The organism is Nocardiopsis suaedae, assembly GCF_027706745.1.
GTDB lineage: Bacteria > Actinomycetota > Actinomycetes > Streptosporangiales > Streptosporangiaceae > Nocardiopsis_A > Nocardiopsis_A suaedae.
The window spans coordinates 30,254-47,072 of the sequence record NZ_JAQFWP010000058.1 but is presented as its reverse complement, the minus strand read 5'-3'; the positions used below and the strand labels follow the sequence as shown (position 1 = coordinate 47,072).

At 73.8% G+C, this 16,819-nt stretch carries 22 protein-coding genes; 12 read left to right on the top strand and 10 right to left on the bottom strand.

Annotation, left to right across the window (positions count from 1 at the left end; genetic code table 11):
- Nucleotides 1-422 precede the first annotated feature (422 nt).
- From O4U47_RS24100 to O4U47_RS24090, 3 genes are all read left to right on the top strand, one after another.
- Entirely contained in the window at nt 423-761 is a 339-nt protein-coding gene (locus O4U47_RS24100) for an ArsR/SmtB family transcription factor (protein WP_270680242.1), read from the top strand.
- Nucleotides 761-1,477 (top strand): cation transporter, encoded by a 717-nt coding sequence (locus O4U47_RS24095; RefSeq protein ID WP_270680241.1) that lies wholly within the window; start codon nt 761-763, stop codon nt 1,475-1,477. The genes O4U47_RS24100 and O4U47_RS24095 overlap by 1 nt, the downstream gene beginning before the upstream one ends.
- A gap of 86 nt (nt 1,478-1,563) precedes the next feature.
- Nucleotides 1,564-2,493, top strand: coding sequence for a ribonuclease Z (locus O4U47_RS24090; RefSeq protein WP_270680240.1), 930 nt, complete (start codon nt 1,564-1,566; stop codon nt 2,491-2,493).
- A gap of 171 nt (nt 2,494-2,664) precedes the next feature.
- Here the strand turns inward: O4U47_RS24090 and O4U47_RS24085 are convergent, their stop codons facing one another.
- The 3 genes from O4U47_RS24085 to O4U47_RS24075 all read right to left on the bottom strand — a co-directional run bounded on the left by O4U47_RS24085 (nt 2,665) and on the right by O4U47_RS24075 (nt 4,317).
- Nucleotides 2,665-3,120 carry an SRPBCC domain-containing protein gene (locus O4U47_RS24085; protein ID WP_270680239.1) on the bottom strand — a complete coding sequence of 152 codons (456 nt, stop codon included), beginning with the start codon at nt 3,118-3,120 and terminating at the stop codon, nt 2,665-2,667.
- A gap of 154 nt (nt 3,121-3,274) precedes the next feature.
- The gene (locus O4U47_RS24080; protein WP_270680238.1) at nt 3,275-3,601 is read right to left on the bottom strand and encodes a branched-chain amino acid transporter permease; all 327 of its coding nucleotides are present in this window, start codon (nt 3,599-3,601) and stop codon (nt 3,275-3,277) included.
- Entirely contained in the window at nt 3,598-4,317 is a 720-nt protein-coding gene (locus O4U47_RS24075; RefSeq protein ID WP_270680237.1) for an AzlC family ABC transporter permease, read from the bottom strand. Before O4U47_RS24075 ends, O4U47_RS24080 begins: the two co-directional genes overlap by 4 nt.
- Before the next feature lie 63 nt (nt 4,318-4,380).
- Between O4U47_RS24075 and O4U47_RS24070 the strand changes: the two genes are divergently transcribed.
- Entirely contained in the window at nt 4,381-4,839 is a 459-nt protein-coding gene (locus O4U47_RS24070; RefSeq protein ID WP_270680236.1) for an Lrp/AsnC family transcriptional regulator, read from the top strand.
- A 144-nt stretch (nt 4,840-4,983) separates the two neighbouring features.
- Here O4U47_RS24070 and O4U47_RS24065 read toward each other — a convergent pair whose 3' ends face one another.
- Nucleotides 4,984-5,346, bottom strand: a complete 363-nt coding sequence (locus O4U47_RS24065) for a VOC family protein (RefSeq protein ID WP_270680235.1) — start codon at nt 5,344-5,346, stop codon at nt 4,984-4,986.
- A gap of 111 nt (nt 5,347-5,457) precedes the next feature.
- Nucleotides 5,458-6,666, bottom strand: coding sequence for a macrolide family glycosyltransferase (locus tag O4U47_RS24060; RefSeq protein ID WP_270680234.1), 1,209 nt, complete (start codon nt 6,664-6,666; stop codon nt 5,458-5,460).
- 324 nt (nt 6,667-6,990) lie between these two features.
- On the opposite strand from O4U47_RS24060, the gene O4U47_RS24055 reads away from it, so the two are divergent.
- Complete coding sequence (locus O4U47_RS24055; protein ID WP_270680233.1) at nt 6,991-7,248, top strand: hypothetical protein; 258 nt, start codon at nt 6,991-6,993, stop codon at nt 7,246-7,248.
- Here O4U47_RS24055 and O4U47_RS24050 read toward each other — a convergent pair.
- The gene (locus O4U47_RS24050; protein WP_270680232.1) at nt 7,184-7,732 is read right to left on the bottom strand and encodes an HIT family hydrolase; all 549 of its coding nucleotides are present in this window, start codon (nt 7,730-7,732) and stop codon (nt 7,184-7,186) included. The genes O4U47_RS24055 and O4U47_RS24050 overlap by 65 nt on opposite strands.
- A complete protein-coding gene (locus O4U47_RS24045; RefSeq protein ID WP_270680231.1) occupies nt 7,729-8,238 on the bottom strand; it encodes a methylated-DNA--[protein]-cysteine S-methyltransferase in 510 nt (169 codons plus the stop codon). Before O4U47_RS24045 ends, O4U47_RS24050 begins: the two co-directional genes overlap by 4 nt.
- A gap of 141 nt (nt 8,239-8,379) precedes the next feature.
- Here O4U47_RS24045 and O4U47_RS24040 point away from each other — a divergent pair, with 141 nt between their 5' ends.
- On the top strand, nt 8,380-9,018 hold the full coding sequence (locus tag O4U47_RS24040) for a pyridoxamine 5'-phosphate oxidase family protein (protein WP_270680230.1): 639 nt from the start codon (nt 8,380-8,382) through the stop codon (nt 9,016-9,018).
- A 39-nt stretch (nt 9,019-9,057) separates the two neighbouring features.
- On the opposite strand, the gene O4U47_RS24035 is transcribed toward O4U47_RS24040, so the two are convergent.
- The gene (locus O4U47_RS24035) at nt 9,058-9,345 is read right to left on the bottom strand and encodes a helix-turn-helix domain-containing protein (protein WP_270680229.1); all 288 of its coding nucleotides are present in this window, start codon (nt 9,343-9,345) and stop codon (nt 9,058-9,060) included.
- A gap of 86 nt (nt 9,346-9,431) precedes the next feature.
- Between O4U47_RS24035 and map the strand changes: the two genes are divergently transcribed.
- Nucleotides 9,432-10,199 (top strand): type I methionyl aminopeptidase, encoded by a 768-nt coding sequence (map, locus tag O4U47_RS24030; protein ID WP_270680228.1) that lies wholly within the window; start codon nt 9,432-9,434, stop codon nt 10,197-10,199.
- Nucleotides 10,200-10,241: 42 nt separating this feature from the next.
- Here the strand turns inward: map and O4U47_RS24025 are convergent, their stop codons facing one another.
- Nucleotides 10,242-10,709 carry a GbsR/MarR family transcriptional regulator gene (locus O4U47_RS24025; protein ID WP_270680227.1) on the bottom strand — a complete coding sequence of 156 codons (468 nt, stop codon included), beginning with the start codon at nt 10,707-10,709 and terminating at the stop codon, nt 10,242-10,244.
- Nucleotides 10,710-10,827: 118 nt separating this feature from the next.
- On the opposite strand from O4U47_RS24025, the gene O4U47_RS24020 reads away from it, so the two are divergent.
- From O4U47_RS24020 to O4U47_RS24005, 4 genes are all read left to right on the top strand, one after another.
- Entirely contained in the window at nt 10,828-11,469 is a 642-nt protein-coding gene (locus O4U47_RS24020; RefSeq protein ID WP_270680226.1) for a TetR/AcrR family transcriptional regulator, read from the top strand.
- Nucleotides 11,470-11,898: 429 nt separating this feature from the next.
- Nucleotides 11,899-13,065 carry an acyltransferase family protein gene (locus O4U47_RS24015; protein WP_270680225.1) on the top strand — a complete coding sequence of 389 codons (1,167 nt, stop codon included), beginning with the start codon at nt 11,899-11,901 and terminating at the stop codon, nt 13,063-13,065.
- A 38-nt stretch (nt 13,066-13,103) separates the two neighbouring features.
- Complete coding sequence (locus tag O4U47_RS24010; protein ID WP_270680224.1) at nt 13,104-13,886, top strand: SDR family NAD(P)-dependent oxidoreductase; 783 nt, start codon at nt 13,104-13,106, stop codon at nt 13,884-13,886.
- Nucleotides 13,887-13,965: 79 nt separating this feature from the next.
- The gene (locus O4U47_RS24005; protein WP_270680223.1) at nt 13,966-15,108 is read left to right on the top strand and encodes an NAD(P)/FAD-dependent oxidoreductase; all 1,143 of its coding nucleotides are present in this window, start codon (nt 13,966-13,968) and stop codon (nt 15,106-15,108) included.
- 92 nt (nt 15,109-15,200) lie between these two features.
- On the opposite strand, the gene O4U47_RS24000 is transcribed toward O4U47_RS24005, so the two are convergent.
- Nucleotides 15,201-16,112, bottom strand: a complete 912-nt coding sequence (locus O4U47_RS24000; RefSeq protein ID WP_270680222.1) for a dioxygenase family protein — start codon at nt 16,110-16,112, stop codon at nt 15,201-15,203.
- Between the two features lie 184 nt (nt 16,113-16,296).
- On the opposite strand from O4U47_RS24000, the gene O4U47_RS23995 reads away from it, so the two are divergent.
- Nucleotides 16,297-16,806, top strand: a complete 510-nt coding sequence (locus O4U47_RS23995) for a MarR family winged helix-turn-helix transcriptional regulator (protein ID WP_270680221.1) — start codon at nt 16,297-16,299, stop codon at nt 16,804-16,806.
- Nucleotides 16,807-16,819 lie beyond the last annotated feature (13 nt).

Genomic DNA, 16,819 nt, shown 5'->3' with positions numbered 1-16,819 from the left:
GCCCGGCGGACGGCCGGGGCCCGTCAGCGGGGTACCGGCCGAGCCGCCGCCCACCCGGACCGCGAGGAACCCGCCGCCCGGTAAGCAGGGCCGGGGAACCACGCGGCTCTCGCCGTCGCCGCCGAGTGCCACGACCACGTACATGCCCCGCGGCCGACAGTGCTGCCGCTAGGGCCACCGCCCCTTCGTCGTCGCCGCTCTCCACCCCGCACCGCAGTGACCCGGCGGACGGCCGGAACCCGTGAGCGGGGAACCTGCCGAGCCGCTTGCCGCTTGAAACGCCTGGTCCGTCCGCGCTCCCGGCGGTCGGTTCGGCCTCGGCCGGCCGCAGAGGCGTCCGCTGCACGGCGCCCGCCCGCACGGTCCATGGCCCCATGAATCCACTATTCCCTGAATTCACCGAACCCTGTACTCTTGTCCCCATGCTGAGCATCGCCACCGACATCGACGCCCTCGCCCGGTTCGGGCGGGCGTTGGCCGACCCGATCCGCTGTCGCATCCTCCTCGTCCTGCGCGACGCCCCCGCCCACCCGGCCGACCTGGCCGACGTGCTCGGCATCAGCCGCACCCGCCTGTCCAACCACCTCGCCTGCCTGCGCGACTGCGGCCTGGTGGTGGCCGTGCCCGCCGGGCGGCGGGTGCGCTACGAGCTCGCCGACCCCCGCCTCGCCCACGCCCTGGACGACCTGCGCTCGGCCGTCATCGCCGTGGAGAACGACAAGACCTGCATCGACGCGCACCAGGGGGAGGACTGCTGCTGATGCCCGCCCGCACCGCCACCCCCGAGCGCAGGCGCGAGGCGCTGACCCGGCGCATCCGCCTGATCGTGGCCGGAACCATCGCCTACAACCTCGTCGAGGCCGTCGTCGCCATCACCGCCGGCTCCCTCGCCTCCTCGGCGGCCCTCATCGGGTTCGGCCTGGACTCGCTCGTGGAGGTGTCCTCCGCGCTCGCCGTGGCCTGGCAGTTCTCCTCCCGTGACGCGGCGGTGCGCCAATCGCGCGAACGCCGCGCCCTGCGCGTGATCGCCGTGTCCTTCTTCGCCCTGGCCGCCTACGTCACCTTCGAGGCGTTCCGCTCCTTCACCGGCGCCGAGGCCGAACCCTCCACCGTCGGCATCGCCCTGGCCGCGCTGTCCGTGGCCATCATGCCCCTGCTGTCGTGGGCCGAGCGCCGCACCGGCCGCGAGCTGGGCTCGGCCTCGGCGGTGGCCGACTCCAAGCAGACCATGCTGTGCGCCTACCTGTCGGCCGCGCTGCTGGTGGGCTTGCTGGCCAACGCCGTGCTCGGCTGGACGTGGGCCGACCCGGTCGTCGCGCTGGTCATCGCCGCGGTGGCCGTGCGCGAAGGCGTGGAGGCCTGGCGCGGCGACGCCTGCTGCGCCACCGGGGGGATGGCCCTGGCCGTCGCCCCCGGCGAAACGGCCGACGCGGAGGCGGACGGCTGCGGGTGCGGGGACGGCTGCTCCTGCTGCTGAGGCCGCCCCGCCTCAGGACCCCCGCGTGGGGGGGCCGCCGGAAACCCGGTGGCCCGCCCCACGCGCCTGCTGGGATGATCACCCCCATGTCCGTACGTGAACTGGTCGTCCTCGGCAGCTCCAGCGCCGTGCCCACCAAGCGCCGCAACCACAACGGGTACTTCCTGCGCTGGGACGACCACGGGATCCTCTTCGACCCGGGAGAGGGCACGCAACGGCAGATGCGCTACGCCGGGCTCGCCGCCCACGACATCACCCGCCTGTGCATCACCCACTTCCACGGTGACCACTCCCTGGGCGTCCCCGGCGTGGTGCAGCGCATCGCCCGCGACCGCGTCGAGCACACGGTTCGGGCCGCCTACCCCGCGGCGGGCCAGACCTACTGGGAGCGGCTGCGCCACGCCACCGCCTTCGGCGACACCGACGTCATCACCGCCCAGCCCGTCGACGGGCTCGGCGCATGCCCGCTGGACGGCGACGGGCTGAGGATCACCGCGCTCCCGCTGGACCACCGCATGCCCGCCTTCGGCTACCGCCTCCAGGAGCCCGACGGGCTGCGGATGCTGCCCGATCGGCTGGCGGCCCTGGGCGTGTCCGGCCCCGGCGTGGGCCGCCTGCAGCGCGAGGGGCACGTGCTCGGCGCCGGCGGCCGCCGGGTCACGGTGGAGGAGTGCTCGGTGACCCGGCCGGGCCAGTCCATGGCCTTCGTGATGGACACCGGCGTGTGCGACAACGCCGTGCGGCTCGCCGAGGACGCCGACATGCTCGTCATCGAGTCCACCTACCTGGACTCCGAATCGAAACTGGCCTCGGACTACCGGCACCTGACCGCCGGGCAGGCCGGGCGCATCGCCGCCGAGGCCCGCGCGCGCCTGCTGGTGCTCACGCACATCTCCGAGCGCTACGAGGCCGGCGACGAGCCCCGCTTCGTCGAACAGGCGGCGGCCCACTTCGGCGGCACCATCGTCCTGGCCCAGGACCTGGACCGGATCAAGGTCCCCAAGCGCCGCGCATAGGGCTGCGACCGGCGCGCCCGCGTAGCGCCTGGCGGCTGAGACCGTCCCAGCGCGCGTCGTGGGCGGTGCCTCGGCCATGCCGTGGGCACGTGCCCGGAGCGCCGCGACCGCCGATGCCGTCGGCCACCCGCCCCGGCCCCGGTCCGTCGGCGTGCGCCTGGGGCGCCGCCCTCAGGTGTGCCGGTCGGCCTCGGCCGCCTCCTTGAGCAGGGCCAGGCCGACCCTCCAGGCGCGCGCGTTCTCCTCGGCGTGGTCGTGCCGGACCCCGTCGGGCCCCTGCAGCGCGCTGAACCCGCCCTCGCGCAGCTCCACCCGCGTCCCGCCGCCCTCCTCCGGGCGCAGCCGCAGCACCACGCGGGTGCTGTGGCCCGGCTCGGGCGGTACGTCCGGTTCCAGGGACCACCGGAAGACGAACACCTCGCCGGGCTCGGCGCGCTCGACCACCCCCCGGTAGGTGCCGTGCTCCTTCCAGGTGAAGGCGGCCGCGCCGCCCGGCACCGGGTCGAGCTCGGCGCCGTCGAAGGCGAACCAGCGGCGCAGCCCGTCGGCCGAGGTCACCAGGCGCCACACGCTCTTGGGCGGCGCATCCACGGTCACGGTGCAGGAGATCTCGTCCACGGTACTCACGCGCCCCTCCTCGGCATGCTGCCCTGCGGGCCGGCCCCGCGCCGGAGCCCGCCCGCATCCGACCGTATTCCCCGGTGCCCCGAGCCACCGAGGAGGCGCGCTGTGGCGGCGGGCCGAGGCGCGCGGACGCCGCCCGCACCGGGGGACGGCTCCTTCAGAACACCAGCGCCAGCACGGCGACGTACACCGCCGTCCCGGCGAAGATGCTGGCCACGGCGTTGCGCAGCCACAGGTGCAGCCCGACGGTCACGGCCAGTGCCGAAACGGTGGGCACGAGCGAGGCGGAGGCGCCCCAGTCCACTCCGCGCAGCGTGTAGGCGGCCAGGATCACCATCACCCCCAGGGGCATGGCGGTATCCAGATAGGCCACCACCGGACTGTCGCGCAGGCGCGACAGGAGCGCGAAGGGCAGCGCGCGCAGCGCCCAGGTGATCCCGGCGCAGACCGCCACCGCCGCCAGGAGGTACCCGGTCTCCGTCATCGGCGCCTCCGTCGCAGCAGCGCCCAGCGCGCCAGCAGGAACAGCGTGAACAACAGGAACGCGGTCGGCAGCATCCTCTCGGGCGCGAGCCACCCGGCGAGGACGGCGCAGCCCAGGGCCGCGGCCGGGGAGGGGATGTCGCGGTGCCGGTGGAAGGCGTCGATGGCCAGCACCGTGAACAGCGCGGTGACGGCGAACTCCAGGCCTTCGACGGGCCCGGGCAGCAGCCCGGCGGTGAAGGCGCCGACCACCGACCCGCCGGTCCAGGCGAGGTGGACGAGGGCCTGCAGCGCCAGGATGCGCCGCCGGGACCAGCGCCGGGCGCGCCCGCCGGAGGCGGCCGCGTAGGCCTCGTCGGTCAGGGCGAAGGTGCTGTAGGCCTTGGCCAGTGGGCCGTGCACCCGGTGCAGCGGGAAGGACAGCGCGTAGAACACGTGCCGGAAGTTGACCAGGAGCGCCGCGAGGGCGATCTGGCCCAGCGGGGTGGCGGCCGCCACCATGCCGACCATCAGGAACTCCAGCGACCCGGCGAAGACGAGCCCGGAGACGACCAGGGCCCACCACGGGTCGAGCCCGGACTGGACGACGAGCAGGCCCAGCGCCACCCCCATGGGGAAGGCGCCCAGGCCCACCGGGGCCGCGTCGGCGGCCGCGGCGCGCAGGTCGGCGGCGGTACCGGGGGAGGGGTCCGAGGGTGGGCCCGCGAGCGGCTTCATGAGAGAAATCATAGTTCGCAAGACGGCTCACGCGATTGCGAATCATGTCGCTAGACTGGTGCTGTGCGCAATGAACATGCACTGGACGCCATCGATCGTGAAATCCTCGACCAGCTCTCGCGTGACGGCCGCCTGAGCAACGTCGAACTGGCCCGGCGGGTGGGGCTGACGCCGCCCCCGTGCCTGCGCCGCGTCAAGCGCCTGGAGGAGGCCGGGGTGATCACCGGCTACCGGGCGCGCGTGGACCCGGCGGCTCTCGGGCGCGGCCTGGAAGTGATCGTCGACGTGGAGGTGGGCGTCAGCGACCTGACCACCCTGGAGGAGCTGGAGTCCGCTCTGGCCGCCTACGACGAGGTCGTCGAGCTGCGGCGGCTCTTCGGGCGCCCCGACTACCTGCTGCGCGTCCGCGTGGCCGACCACGCCGCCTACGAGGAGTTCCAGACCAGGAAGCTGATCGGCCTGCCGGGCGTGCTCCGGGTCGTCTCGCACCTGACCATGAAGAGGATCAAGTCCGAGGACTGAGGGCCTGCGCAGGTCGGCCCCCGACGGATCGGCCCCAGGGGCCGCGAGGCTCCCGGGAGCCCGGCGCCGGGGGCCGCGCCTGCCGAGGCGCTCACCCCGAGGGCGGCGGGGCCTCCGGGAATGGAACCCGCCCGCGCCCCGGCCTCACTTCTCGGCGATCATGACGTCGTTGCCGTCGGGGTCCTCCACCTTGATGTAGGTGCCCCACGGCTCGGTCACCGGCTCGGTGACGGTCGCCCCGCGCTCGCGCAGCTCCCGGGCGGTGGCCGGGGCGTCGTCGCAGGCCAGGGTGAGGTAGGCGCCCTCGCCGGGGGTGCGGTTGAACTCCGAGGCGGTGTGCACGGTGATGCGCGTGCCCCCGCTGGGCGGGGCGATCTCGATCCAGCGGGCGCCCGGCCACATCTCCGCGTCCTTGACGGTGTGGAACCCCAGGACACGGGTGTAGAAGTCGACCGTGGCGGCCTGGTCGCGCACGTACAGCACGGCGAGGTCGACAGTGGTGATCATCGGCGCCTCCGTTGCCCGCGCGGCCCGCCCCTGTCGCGGTGCCGCCCCGGGCCACCGTAACCGGGGGCGCCGACGGCGCCCGGCAGCCGGAACCGCCGGGCGCGTCGCGCCTCAGCCGCGCCCGGCGGGCCGGTCGGCCCCGGCCCCCGCCTCCGCCTCGATGAGGTCGGCGGCGACCCGGACGCCGCCCTGCGACTCCAGCTCGCCGCGGATCTCGGCCAGCCGCGCGGCCACGGCCGGGGAGGAGGTCAGCTCCTCCAGGGCCGACCGCAGCACCCCGGCGGTGGCGTCCTCGGTGTCGATGCGCCGCGCCACGCCCTGGGCCTGCAGCGCGTCGGCGTTGCTGAACTGGTCGGCGAACTGGGGCACGGCGATCATCGGCACGCCGCAGACCAGCCCCTCGCTGGAGCCGCCCATCCCCGCGTGGGTGACGAACGCCGAGGCCTGCCGCAGGACGGCCAGCTGCGGCACCCACGGGTGCACCTCGATGTTGTCGGGGACCCCGCCCAGCTCCTCGGGGCGCACCTTCTGGCCGATCTGCAGGACGACGTGCCAGTCGGGCAGGCCGCCGAAGGCGGCGACGCACTCCCGGTAGAAGCCCGGCAGCTCGGTGAAGGCGCTGCCCATCGACACCAGCAGGACGCGCTTGCCCTCGGCGCCGGGCGGCGGGCTCCACGCGCCCTGCTCGGCCCGCTCGCCCAGGCAGGGCCCGACGAAGGACACCACGTCGGGGTCGACGGTGTCGGCGTAGGGCTGCATGGGGCGGGGGATGAGGGCCAGCGCGCGGCGCGGGCGCCCGGCGAAGTCGCCGCTGGACAGGGGCACCCCCTGCTCGGCGAGCCAGGCGTCGAAGCGCGCGAGGTACTCCTTGGCCCCGGGCAGGGCCTCGACCTGCGCCCCGACGGTCTCCTCGTAGCCCTTCCAGGCCACATAGGTGGGGGAGAGCTGGACGGCGGGCACGCCCCAGTTCTCGGCGAGCACGCGCGCCGGGTATCCCGCGATGTCGTACAGGAACACGTCGGGGCGGTCGTCCTGGTAGGCGGCGCGGACGGTCGGCATGACCGCCTGTGCGTCGTCGAGGAAGAGCTCCGTGGCGGCGATGGGGTCCTCGGGCCAGGAGTGGTCGTCGACCGGGAGCGTGCTGGTGTAGGGGACCAGCTCGGCCCCCGCGCCGGTGACCAGCTCCTCCATGCGGGGGTCGTTGGCGTAGGTGACGCGGTGGCCGCGCCGGGCGAGCTCGCGGACGACCTCCAGGCTCGGAATGACGTGGCTGATGGCGGGGATGCCGACCATGGCGATGTGAAGGCGCTTGCGGTGCACGGGTGCTCCAATGCAGGTCTACGACGGATCGGTCGCGTCCGGGGGCCGACGGCTCTGCGGGCATGCCGAAGGCGCGGCCGGGAGGCCGGACGCAAAGGAAGGGAAAGGCTCCGGAAGGGGCCCGGAGGGGCGGGCGTGGCGCCCCGCGTCGGGCGGCTTCGGGCTAGCCGTAGATCTGCAAGTGCATGGCTCGACGATAGCGCCGCGCTGTCCGGTGCCGCACCTGGTTTTCCCGGGGCCGGGCCAGAGGTCCGCGGCTCGGCGGAACCTCGCCCGGCTCCCCGACGGCCCTAGGAGGGCGGCCGGATGTCTAGCGTCGGCCGTATGAGCGAGACCGCCTTCACACCCAGGCTCCAGCAGGCCGTCGCGCGGGCACGCCGGATCGCCGCCGAGCACGGTGTCACCGACGGCGAAGGGCGGCCGGTGGTCGGGACCGAGCACCTGTTCGTCGCCATCCTCGACGACGTCCACTCGGTCCCGACCCAGGCCCTGGAGGAGCGCTACGACGTGGAATCCTTCAAGGAGTCGGTGCGCCGGGTGATGCGGAGCCCGGGGTACCGGGGCCGTACGCCTCCTGCGTGACCGCCGCCAGGGCGGCGGTCAGCGCGTCCCGAAGTCCGTCGTGCCGGGGCCCGAGGGCGTGCTCGGGGGCGAACCGTTCGGCGCCGTAGAGCCACACGGGGCCCACCCTGCGGTGGGCGGGCTCCCAGGAGTAACGGGCGTGTACGTGCCCGTGCAGGTCGTGCAGGGAGTTGCCGAGGACCTCGTAGTTGGCCCGGGAGAAGGCCGGGTCGCGCTCTCCGCACACCCGCTCGACCGCCTCGCCGAGCAGCGCGAGGTCGAACAGGAACGCCGCCCGCTCGCCGCGCGGCAGGTCGGTCAGGCGGTCGGCGGCGCCGTCGTGGAGGAGGACGCAGTACCCGGGCAGGTGCTGGGTGTCGCCGACCACCGCCCACCCGCTGCGCATGCGCAGCAGGACGGTGGGGTTGTCGCCCCGCCGCGCGGACCCGACGCGGTCGTCCCGCCAGTCAGCCGGGGCGTCGTGCCCGGCCCGGCGCCGGTTCACTTCGTGCCCTGTTCCAGGTCGAGCAGGAAGCGCTTGCGGTCCGTCCCCCACGCATAGCCCGTCAGGCTGCCGTTGGCGCCCACCACGCGGTGGCAGGGCACCACGATGGCGATCGGGTTGGCGCCGTTCGCCGAACCCACCGCGCGGGCCGAGGTCGGCGCGCGGCCGATGCGTTCGGCGATCTCGCCGTAGGTCGCGGTGCCGCCGTAGGGGATGGCCGCCAGTTCCTTCCATACGCTCTTCTGGAACGGCGTGCCGTGCGGGCTCAGCGGAAGGTCGAAGGCGGTGCGCTCACCGGCGAAGTACTCGCCGAGCTGCCGCTCGGTGTCGGAGAAGGGCACGCGGTCCTCCACGCCCAGGTCCGACCGGTGGGTCTGGTCGCCCATGTAGAGGGCGACCAGTGCGCCGTCCTGGGCGACGACCGTCAGCGGCCCCACCGGGCTGTCGAAGACGGCGTGCACCCGCGCCGCGCGCGCCGTGTCGGTGTCGGTTCGGCTCATGCTCATGGTGTCGAGTCTGCCGCCTCCGCCCGTGCCAGGCTGGCGGGAATCGGACGGCAGGGCCGAGTCGGCGCGGGGTGCGGTCCTAGGATCGCCATGGGGCGGGGCGGACGCCCGGCCCTGGATCACCGACCCGGGAAGGCCGTGATGACCACGCCGACGCAGCGGTTCACCGAGATCACCTCCCTGGAAGAGCTCCGAGAGCTCGTGCCCGATCCCTTGCCGATCGCGCGGGACAAGGAGCGACCCTCCCTTCTGGACGTCGACCGGGCCTGGCTCGCCGCCTCGCCCTTCTGCCTGGTCGCCACCAGCGACGCAGAGGGCAACTGCGACGTCTCCCCCAAGGGCGACCCGCCCGGCTTCGTCAAGGTGCTGGACGAGCACACCGTCGCGATCCCCGAGCGGCCGGGCAACCGGCGTGTCGACGGGTACCGCAACGTCCTGTCCAACCCCCATGTGGGGCTGCTGTCGATCATTCCGGGACGCGGGGACACGCTGCGCATCAACGGCAGGGCGCGCCTGGTGCGGGACGCCCCGTTCTTCGACGACATGGTCGTCAAGGGGAACCGGCCGCTGCTGGCGCTGGTGGTGGACATCGACACGGTCTTCCACCACTGCGCCAAGGCGTTCTTGCGCTCGCGCCTGTGGTCCCCTGAGGCGTGGGAGGAGGCGGGGGCCGATGTGCCCTCGCGTCCGCGCATCGCCAAGATGGTCGACCGCCCCGACGAGCCCCTGGAGGAGCTGGAGCGGTACTACGGCGACGAGTACACGAAGAAGCTGTACTGACCCGGGGCCGGACACCGCCGGGGCCTGCGGGGGCCGGGGTCAGGAGGCCTGTAGTCCCCGGTCCTGCCCCTGGGGCGCCTCCTCCGCCGCCGCGAGGCCGGCCGCGAGGTCGTTCATGTCCATCCCCAGGGCTCTGGCGAGTGCGGCGATGGTGAAGAAGGCCGGGTTCGGGATGGCCCCTCGCTCGATCTTGCGCAGGGTGTCGATGGAGATCCCGGCGTCGTGGGCGACCTCGGCGGCCGTGCGGGGCGCCCGGGCCGCGCGCAGGATCTGGCCCAGCGCGCGGCCCCGGTCGCGCTGGCCTTCGGTCAGGGGAGTGCGAACCATGTCCGAACGATAACCCATTGCGCGTATAGATCGACTGGTATAAAAATACCAGTCGATCTATACAGTCATGGGACGGAGACTCCGCAATGGTCACCATCAAGGGCCCCGAGGAACTGCGGCGCATGCGCGAAGCCGGGCGTGTCGTCGCCCGCGCGCTGGCCGCCGCCCAGGAGGCGGCCCGCCCGGGCACCACCCCCGAGGAGCTGGACGGGGTCGCCGCCGACCTCATCGCGGCCGCGGGCGCGCGCCCCTCCTTCACCGGCTACCGGCCCACGCCCGCCTACGCGCCCTACCCGGCGGTGCTGTGCGTCTCGGTGAACGACACCGTGGTCCACGGCATCCCCGGGACCGTGCCCCTCAAGGAGGGGGACGTCGTGTCCATCGACTGCGGGGCCGTCGTCGACGGCTACCACGGCGACGCCGCCCGCACCTTCACCGTCGGCCCCGGGGACCCTGGGGCGCGACGCCTCATCGCCGCGACCGAGAAGGCCTACGAGGCCGCGCTGGCGCACATGGTGCCCGGTGCGCGCCTGAGCGACCTCTCCCACGCCATCGAGAGCACGGCCCGAGCGCAGGGGTTCGGCGTCCTGGAGGACCAAGGGGGCCACGGCATCGGCACCGAGATGCACGAGGACCCCCACCTGTCCAACACCGGGCGCCCCGGTCGGGGGCCGCGCCTGCGCGAGGGGCTGGTGCTGGCGATCGAACCGCTGCTGACCGAGGGCGGGGCGGACGGCAGCCGCCTGCTGGCCGACGGGTGGTCCATCGCGACGGCCGACGGCTCCCGCGCGGCGCACCACGAGAACACGGTGGCGGTGACCGCCGAGGGCCCCTGGGTGCTCACCGCGCTCTGAGGCCGGTGGGCGCCGACGGGTACCGGCATAGGCGCGGGGGCGTCAGCCCTGGGAGCCGCGCTTCTCTCTCCAGCGGTCGAAGAGCAGCGGCAGCTCATCGAACATGAAGTTGTAGAAGTCGTACATCTCCTGCAGGCGTTCGCGCGCCGGGCTGTCCTCACCGGTGGCGGCGATGCCCTCCTCGGCCGCGGCCATCATCTTGCGCACGACCTCGTTCTGCCTGCTGTACAGCCGCTCCCAGGCGTCGCGGCGCAGCCGGTGGTGGTCGCGGCGGCTGCCCGGCACGGGTACGCGCTCCAGCATGCCGACCTGGTGGAGCGTCTTCAGCGCCCCCGAGACCGACCCCTGGCTGGCGTCCAGCTCCTCGGCCAGCTCGCCCAGGGTGAGCGAGGGCTTCTCGGTGAACAGGAACGCCGCCATCACCCGCGCCGACATGCGCTGCATGCCGAAGTCGGAGAGCATCAGGGCGAGCTCTTCGGCCTGGTGGCGCTGGGCGTTCTGGGCGGACAAGGCGGCCTCCGGTCCGGTGGGTGTCGCCCACCATGATAGTCGCCATTCAGAAACTTCCGAAAACGGGCGGGTGCAGGTCGGCGAGCGGCCCGGACCCCCTCTTGCTAGATTCTCGGCCATGCGGTCGGAAACCGAGCCGGGCGGCCAGCAGGCCGCGGGCGAGCAGGGGAAGAAGCGCACCTTCATCGAGGAGGCGCGGCGCGCGCAGATCGTGCAGGCGGCGATCGGGGCCATCGCCGAGCACGGGTACGAGGCGGCGTCGCTGGCCCGCATCGCGCGCCACGCCGGCATCAGCAAGGGCGTGATCTCCTACCACTTCACCGGCAAGGACGAACTGATGCACCAGGTGGTGGTGCACGTCTACACCCGGATCGCCGAACACATGGCGCCGCGCCTGGACGCCGCCCCCGGCCCGTCGGCGAAGGTGCGCACCTACGTGCTGGCCGTGGCCGACTACATGCGGGAGAACCGCGAGCAGCTCATGGCCCTCGGCGGCATCTTCGCGGGGGCGCGCAGCCCGGAGGGCGAGCCGGAGTACGGGTTCGCGGGCAACGAGCCCATCTACACGGCCCTGGAGGAGATGCTCCGGGAAGGGCACGACAGCGGGGCCTTCCGAGAGTTCGACCGCAGAGTGATGGCGGTGACGATGCAGGGGGCCATCGACGCGATGTTCGGCTACTGGGCCGCCACCCCCGACCACGACCTGGAGAACCACGCCCGAGAGGTCGCCGAGCTGTTCGACCGCGCGACGCGGGCCTGAGGAGGGCGGCGGCGCCGTCGCCCCGCCGCCGTCACCGCGCCCACTGCGGGCAGGATTCCACGTGGGCGCACGCGGGCGGGATTCCATCGCCGCGTGGGCGTTTCCATTCCTCTGACCTGAACGGACGGCCCGCCGGTTCACCTCCGGGGGACGGACGCCCGTCCACCGTCGCCGCGGCGAAGGCGACCACCGGCACACCATGCGGCCGGCGGTGGCGCCGCCAGGGCCCCGCCCCTCCACGCCGACTCCGTCGTCCCTGGTCTCCGCCTCACACCCGGGCCGTCGGGGGCCGTCGGGGGCCGTGCGACAGGGATCCCCTCAGGGGCGGTCTCAGGGGAATACCCGATTGCATCCTGTCCACCTGTGCGGGAATCTGGCCACCTGGCCAGAAAATTGACCTGGTGTCCACACGGTGGGAGGAACCCCCCCATGACCACCCGTCCCGCGCCCGCCCCGCGGCCCGTGCCGACCGCCGGGGACGGACGGCGCCTCGCCTTCATCGACAACCTGCGCATCCTGCTCACCGTCCTCGTGGTCCTGCACCACTGCGCGGTCACCTACGGCACCATCCCCGTCTGGTACTTCACCGAGCCCGCCCAGGACCCCACCGGCCTCGTCCTCGACCTGTTCGTCATCGTCAACCAGGCCTTCTTCATGGGGATGTTCTTCCTCATCTCGGGCCTGTTCGTCCCGGGGTCGGCCGACCGCAAGGGCGGACGGCGCTTCATGCGCGGCCGCCTCGTGCGCCTGGGCGTACCGCTGCTGCTCTTCGCACTCCTCCTGCGGCCCCTCGTCACGGCCGGGATCTACCAGGAGTACGCCTCCGAGGTGCCCTACTGGCTCTTCTACCTCGTCTCCTGGGACCCCGGCCCGATGTGGTTCGTCGAGACGCTGCTGGTGTTCTGCCTGGCCTATGTACTGATCCGCCGCCTGGGCCGACGCCCGGAGGCGCCTGAGTCCCCCGCGGTCCCCGCCGGACCGGCCTCACGGCAGGGCGGGGCCTTCCCCGGGGCAGCCGCCGTCGCCGGGTTCACCGCCGCGCTCATCGCCGCCACCTGGGCCTGGCGCATCATCGTCCCCGTCGGCACCGCCTGGCCGGTCGTCGGCCTGCCGACCCCGTACTTCCTGCCGCAGTACGCGCTCATGTTCGCCGTCGGCGTACTCGCCTTCCGCCGCGGCCGGCTCGAACACGTCCCCCGCGCCGCGGGCTGGGGCGGCCTGGCCATGGCCGCCGCCGGGTGCGCGCTGCTCCCGCTGAGTCTCGACGCGCCTGAGCGGGTCGACCCGCTGACCCTGCAGGCGCTGGTCGACCCGGTGTACGAGGGCCTCTTCGCGGTGGGGACCACCCTGTTCCTGCTCTGGCTGTTCCAGCGCTTCTTCGACCGCCAGGGCCCACTCGCCCGTTTCCTGTCCGACAACGCCTACGGCGTGTACTTCCTCCACCCCCTGGTGCTCGTCGGCGGCGGGATGCTCCTGTCGGGGTGGCAGGCCCCGGCTCTGGCGAAGTTCGCGGTCCTGGGCGCGATCGCGCTCCCGGTCTGCTGGGCGGCGGCCCAAGGGTTGCGGTCCCTGCCGTACGCCGAGCGCGTCTTCTGACCCCCTACGACCGACCGACATCTGAGAGAGAGGACGGCATGGGCGCCTTCAACGGAAAGACCGTCCTGGTCACCGGCGGCGCGAGCGGCATCGGCGCCGCCACGGTCCGGCGCGCGGCGGCCGACGGCGGCCGGGTGCTGATCGCCGACGTCGCCGAAGAGGCGGGCAGCGCGCTGGCCGCCGAGACCGGGGCGCGGTTCGTGCGCACCGACGTCACGCGGTTCGCCGACATGGAGGCGGCGGTGGCCGCGGCCCTGGAGACCGGCGGGCTGGACGTACTCCACCTCAACGCGGGGGTGGAAGGCCCCAGCGAGGGGCTGGCGGACCAGGGCGTCCCCTTCTCCCTGGAGGCCTACCGCACCACGGTCGCGGTCAACCTGGACGGTGTGGTCCACGGCGTGCACGCAGCGCTGCCGCACATGCGCCGCCGCGAAGGCGCGTCGGTGGTGGTCACCTCCAGCATCGCGGGGCTGACCGGCACACCGTACGGGGAGGTCTACGCCGCCACCAAGCATGCCGTCGTCGGCCTCGTGCGCTCCCTTGCGGCGACCTTCGCGGATGACCCGGTCACGTTCAACGCGGTCTGCCCCGGATTCGTGGACACGCCGATGATCGCCGGCATCCAGGGCTTCATCGAGCAGATCGGCAAGGCCGAGACGGTCATCCCGCCGGAGGTGGTCGCCGAACTGGTCGAACGGATCGTCGCCGAGCCGGGCGACGGCGAGGCGTGGATCCCGTACAGGGGCGGTGCGGCGCGCTACGGGTCCCCCGACCCGCTGTCCCTCATGGCGGTGGAGCCTCCGGCCGCGGACGCCGACTGAGGACGCCTCGGCCGATGGGGCCGCGGCCCCTTCGGCGGGCTGCCTGGTGCCGGGGGCGCGCTCTTGGCAGGCTTGGCCCATGAGCGTCATCGTGATCGGCGGGGGCATCGTCGGAGCGAGCGCCGCCTACCACCTGGTGCGGCGCGGTGTGGCCACGACCCTGGTCGACGCTGCGCGGCCGGGCCAGGCCACAGCGGCCGGGGCCGGAATCGTCTTCCCCTGGCCGTTCCCGTGGGAGCCCCCGCAGCACCAGGCGTTCGCGCTGCGGGCCGCCGCCCACTACCCGGCCCTCATGAGCGCCCTGGAGGCCGAGGGGCGCGCCACCGGCTATAGGAAGGTGGGCGGGCTGTCGGTGGGCACCGACCCCCGCATCCTCGACCGCGACGCCCAGGTCCTCACCGACCTGCGCGGCCTTCCCGGCTACGAAGGGCTGGGGCGGGTGCTCCGCCTGGAGCGCGGCGGGCCGCGCGAGCTGTTCCCGGCCCTGCCCGAGCACTTCGAGGGCGTGCACGTGGAGGGGATGGCGCGCGTCAACGGGGCGATGGTGCGCGACGCCCTGTTCGCCGCCGCCGAGGAGCGCGGCCTGCGCTACCTCAAAGGCGAGGCCGAGCTCGTGGCCGACGGAGGGCGGGCGAGCGGGGTGCGTGCGGCGGGGGAGGAGCTCACGGCGGACGCGGTGGTCGTCGCGGCCGGGGCCTGGACCGCCGAACTGCTGCGCCCCTTCGGGGTGGACGTGCCCGTGTACCCGGTGCGCGGGCAGATCGTGCACACTGCCCTGCCCGGGGCGCACACCCGCGACTGGCCGGTGCTGCGCTTCCCCGGGACCGACCGGTACATGCTCGGCATGCCGCCCGACCGTGTGGTGCTGTCGGGCACCCGCGAGCCGTGGGCGGGGTTCGACCACCGCGCCACCGTCGACGGCGTCCTGCAGGGGCTGTCCGAGGCGGTGTCGGCGGTCCCGGCACTGGGCGAGGCCACGGTCGTGGAGACACGGGTGGGCTTCCGCCCGGGCAGCCGGGACGACCTGCAGCTTCTGGGGGCGGTCGGGGCGCTCGCGGGCGTGGTGGTGGCCACGGGGCTGGGCGCCAACGGTCTGACGTTCGGCCCCTACCAGGGGGCGGTGGCCGCGACGCTGGCGGTCGGCGAGGAGCCGGAGGCCGACCTGTCGGCGTTCCGCCCCGACCGGGTGGCCCCCGATCCGGAGGCGGGAGCCGCCGGGTAGGTCGCCGCTCGGCGGGCGGCCTTCGGGCGCCCTCCGACACCGGTCATGGCCGCCGAAGGCCCCCACCGCGCCGAACGCGGCGACCGCCGGAATCAAGCGGCCTGGAACGAGCGCCGGGACAGGCCCACGCCGTAGCCGTCGAGCGTCGTGGTCACCGGCGCTGTCGGGTCGGTCGACGCGCCCAGCGTCACGAACAGCGGGGTGAAGTGCTCCACCGTGGGGTGCGCGTAGGGCATTCCCGGGGCGGAGGTGCGGAACCGGGCGAGCTCGGCGACGTCGCCCCGGGCCAGGGCGTCGGCGGCCCAGGCGTCGAAGTCGGCCGACCAGCCGGGCACCGTGTTCTCCTGGAACATCTCCCGGGTCAGGTAGGGCAGGCCGTGGGTCATGTGGCCCGAGCCGACGACCAGCACGCCCTGTTCGCGCAGCGGGCGCAGCCGAGCGCCGATGTCCAGCAGCCGGTCCGGGTCCTCGGTGGGCAGGCTGAGCTGCAGGACCGGGACGTCGGCCTCGGGGTACATGATCTTCAGCGGCACCCACGCCCCGTGGTCCAGGCCGCGCCGGGCGTGCCGGTGGACCTGTTCGGTGTCGGGCATGAGCCCGGCGACCTGCAGGGCGAGGTCTCCGGCGTCGGGGGTGTCGTAGCGGAAGCCGTGGTACAGCGGGTCGAAGCCGGAGAAGTCGTACACCAGGTCCTCGGGCCGGTCGGCGCTGAGCGACAGCGGTGCGGACTCCCAGTGCGCGGACACGACCAGGATCGCCTTGGGCCTGGGCAGGGCGCGGGCCCACTCGTGCAGGGGGGCGAGCCATTCGGGGCTCTGGAAGGGCATGGGCCCGCCGCCGTGGGACAGGTAGAGGCTGGGCAGCGGGCCGTCCGCAGGCGTCCAGGGCCGGTGCGGCTCGGCGGCCTGGAGTTCGGCCGCGCGCCGCAGGTGGGCGGCGAACGGGTGCGCGGCCGGGATGCGGGCGTCGGCCTCGGCGGTCGCGGTGGGGCGGGACGCGGTCATGGAGGGCTCCTCGGGTGTGCGGCCGCTGGCGGCGGGCGGCGCGTGGCGGTCCCGCCGCCGACGCGCCTGGGATGCTCGTGGTCGCCGGGGGCGGGGTGTCGGTCTGACAGAATCAGTTGTCGCGACAACCTTCATCTTGCCCAGCGAACTTGTCACTACAACCATTCCTGGTGAGGATGTGACCGTGGACACTCCCTGGCTCGACCGGCGCCAACTGCGCGCGTGGATCCGGCTGCGGGCGGTGCTGGAACTGCTCCCCGGCGTTCTGGACGCGCAGCTCCGGCGCGACTCCGACATCACCGAGTTCGAGTACTTCGTACTCGCGGTGCTGTCCGAGGCCCCCGAGCGGACGCTGCGCATGACCGAACTGGCGGCCCGCACCAACGCCACGCTGCCCCGGCTCTCGCACGTCGTCACCCGCATGGAGCGCCGGGAGATGGTGGAGCGCTTCCCCTGCCCGGAGGACCGGCGGGCGACCAATGCCCGGCTGGCGCGGGCCGGATGGGACACCCTGCGCCGGGCCGCGCCCGGCCACGTGGACGCCGTACGCCGCAACGTGATCGACGCGCTCACCGACGAGCAGGTCGACCAGCTCGCCGACATCGGAGACGCCCTCCTGTCCAGGCTCGACCCGTCAGGGACGATGTCGGCGATCTATGCGCGCCACGACGGGCCGGACGAGGAGGACGCCTGAAGGCGGTCAGGAA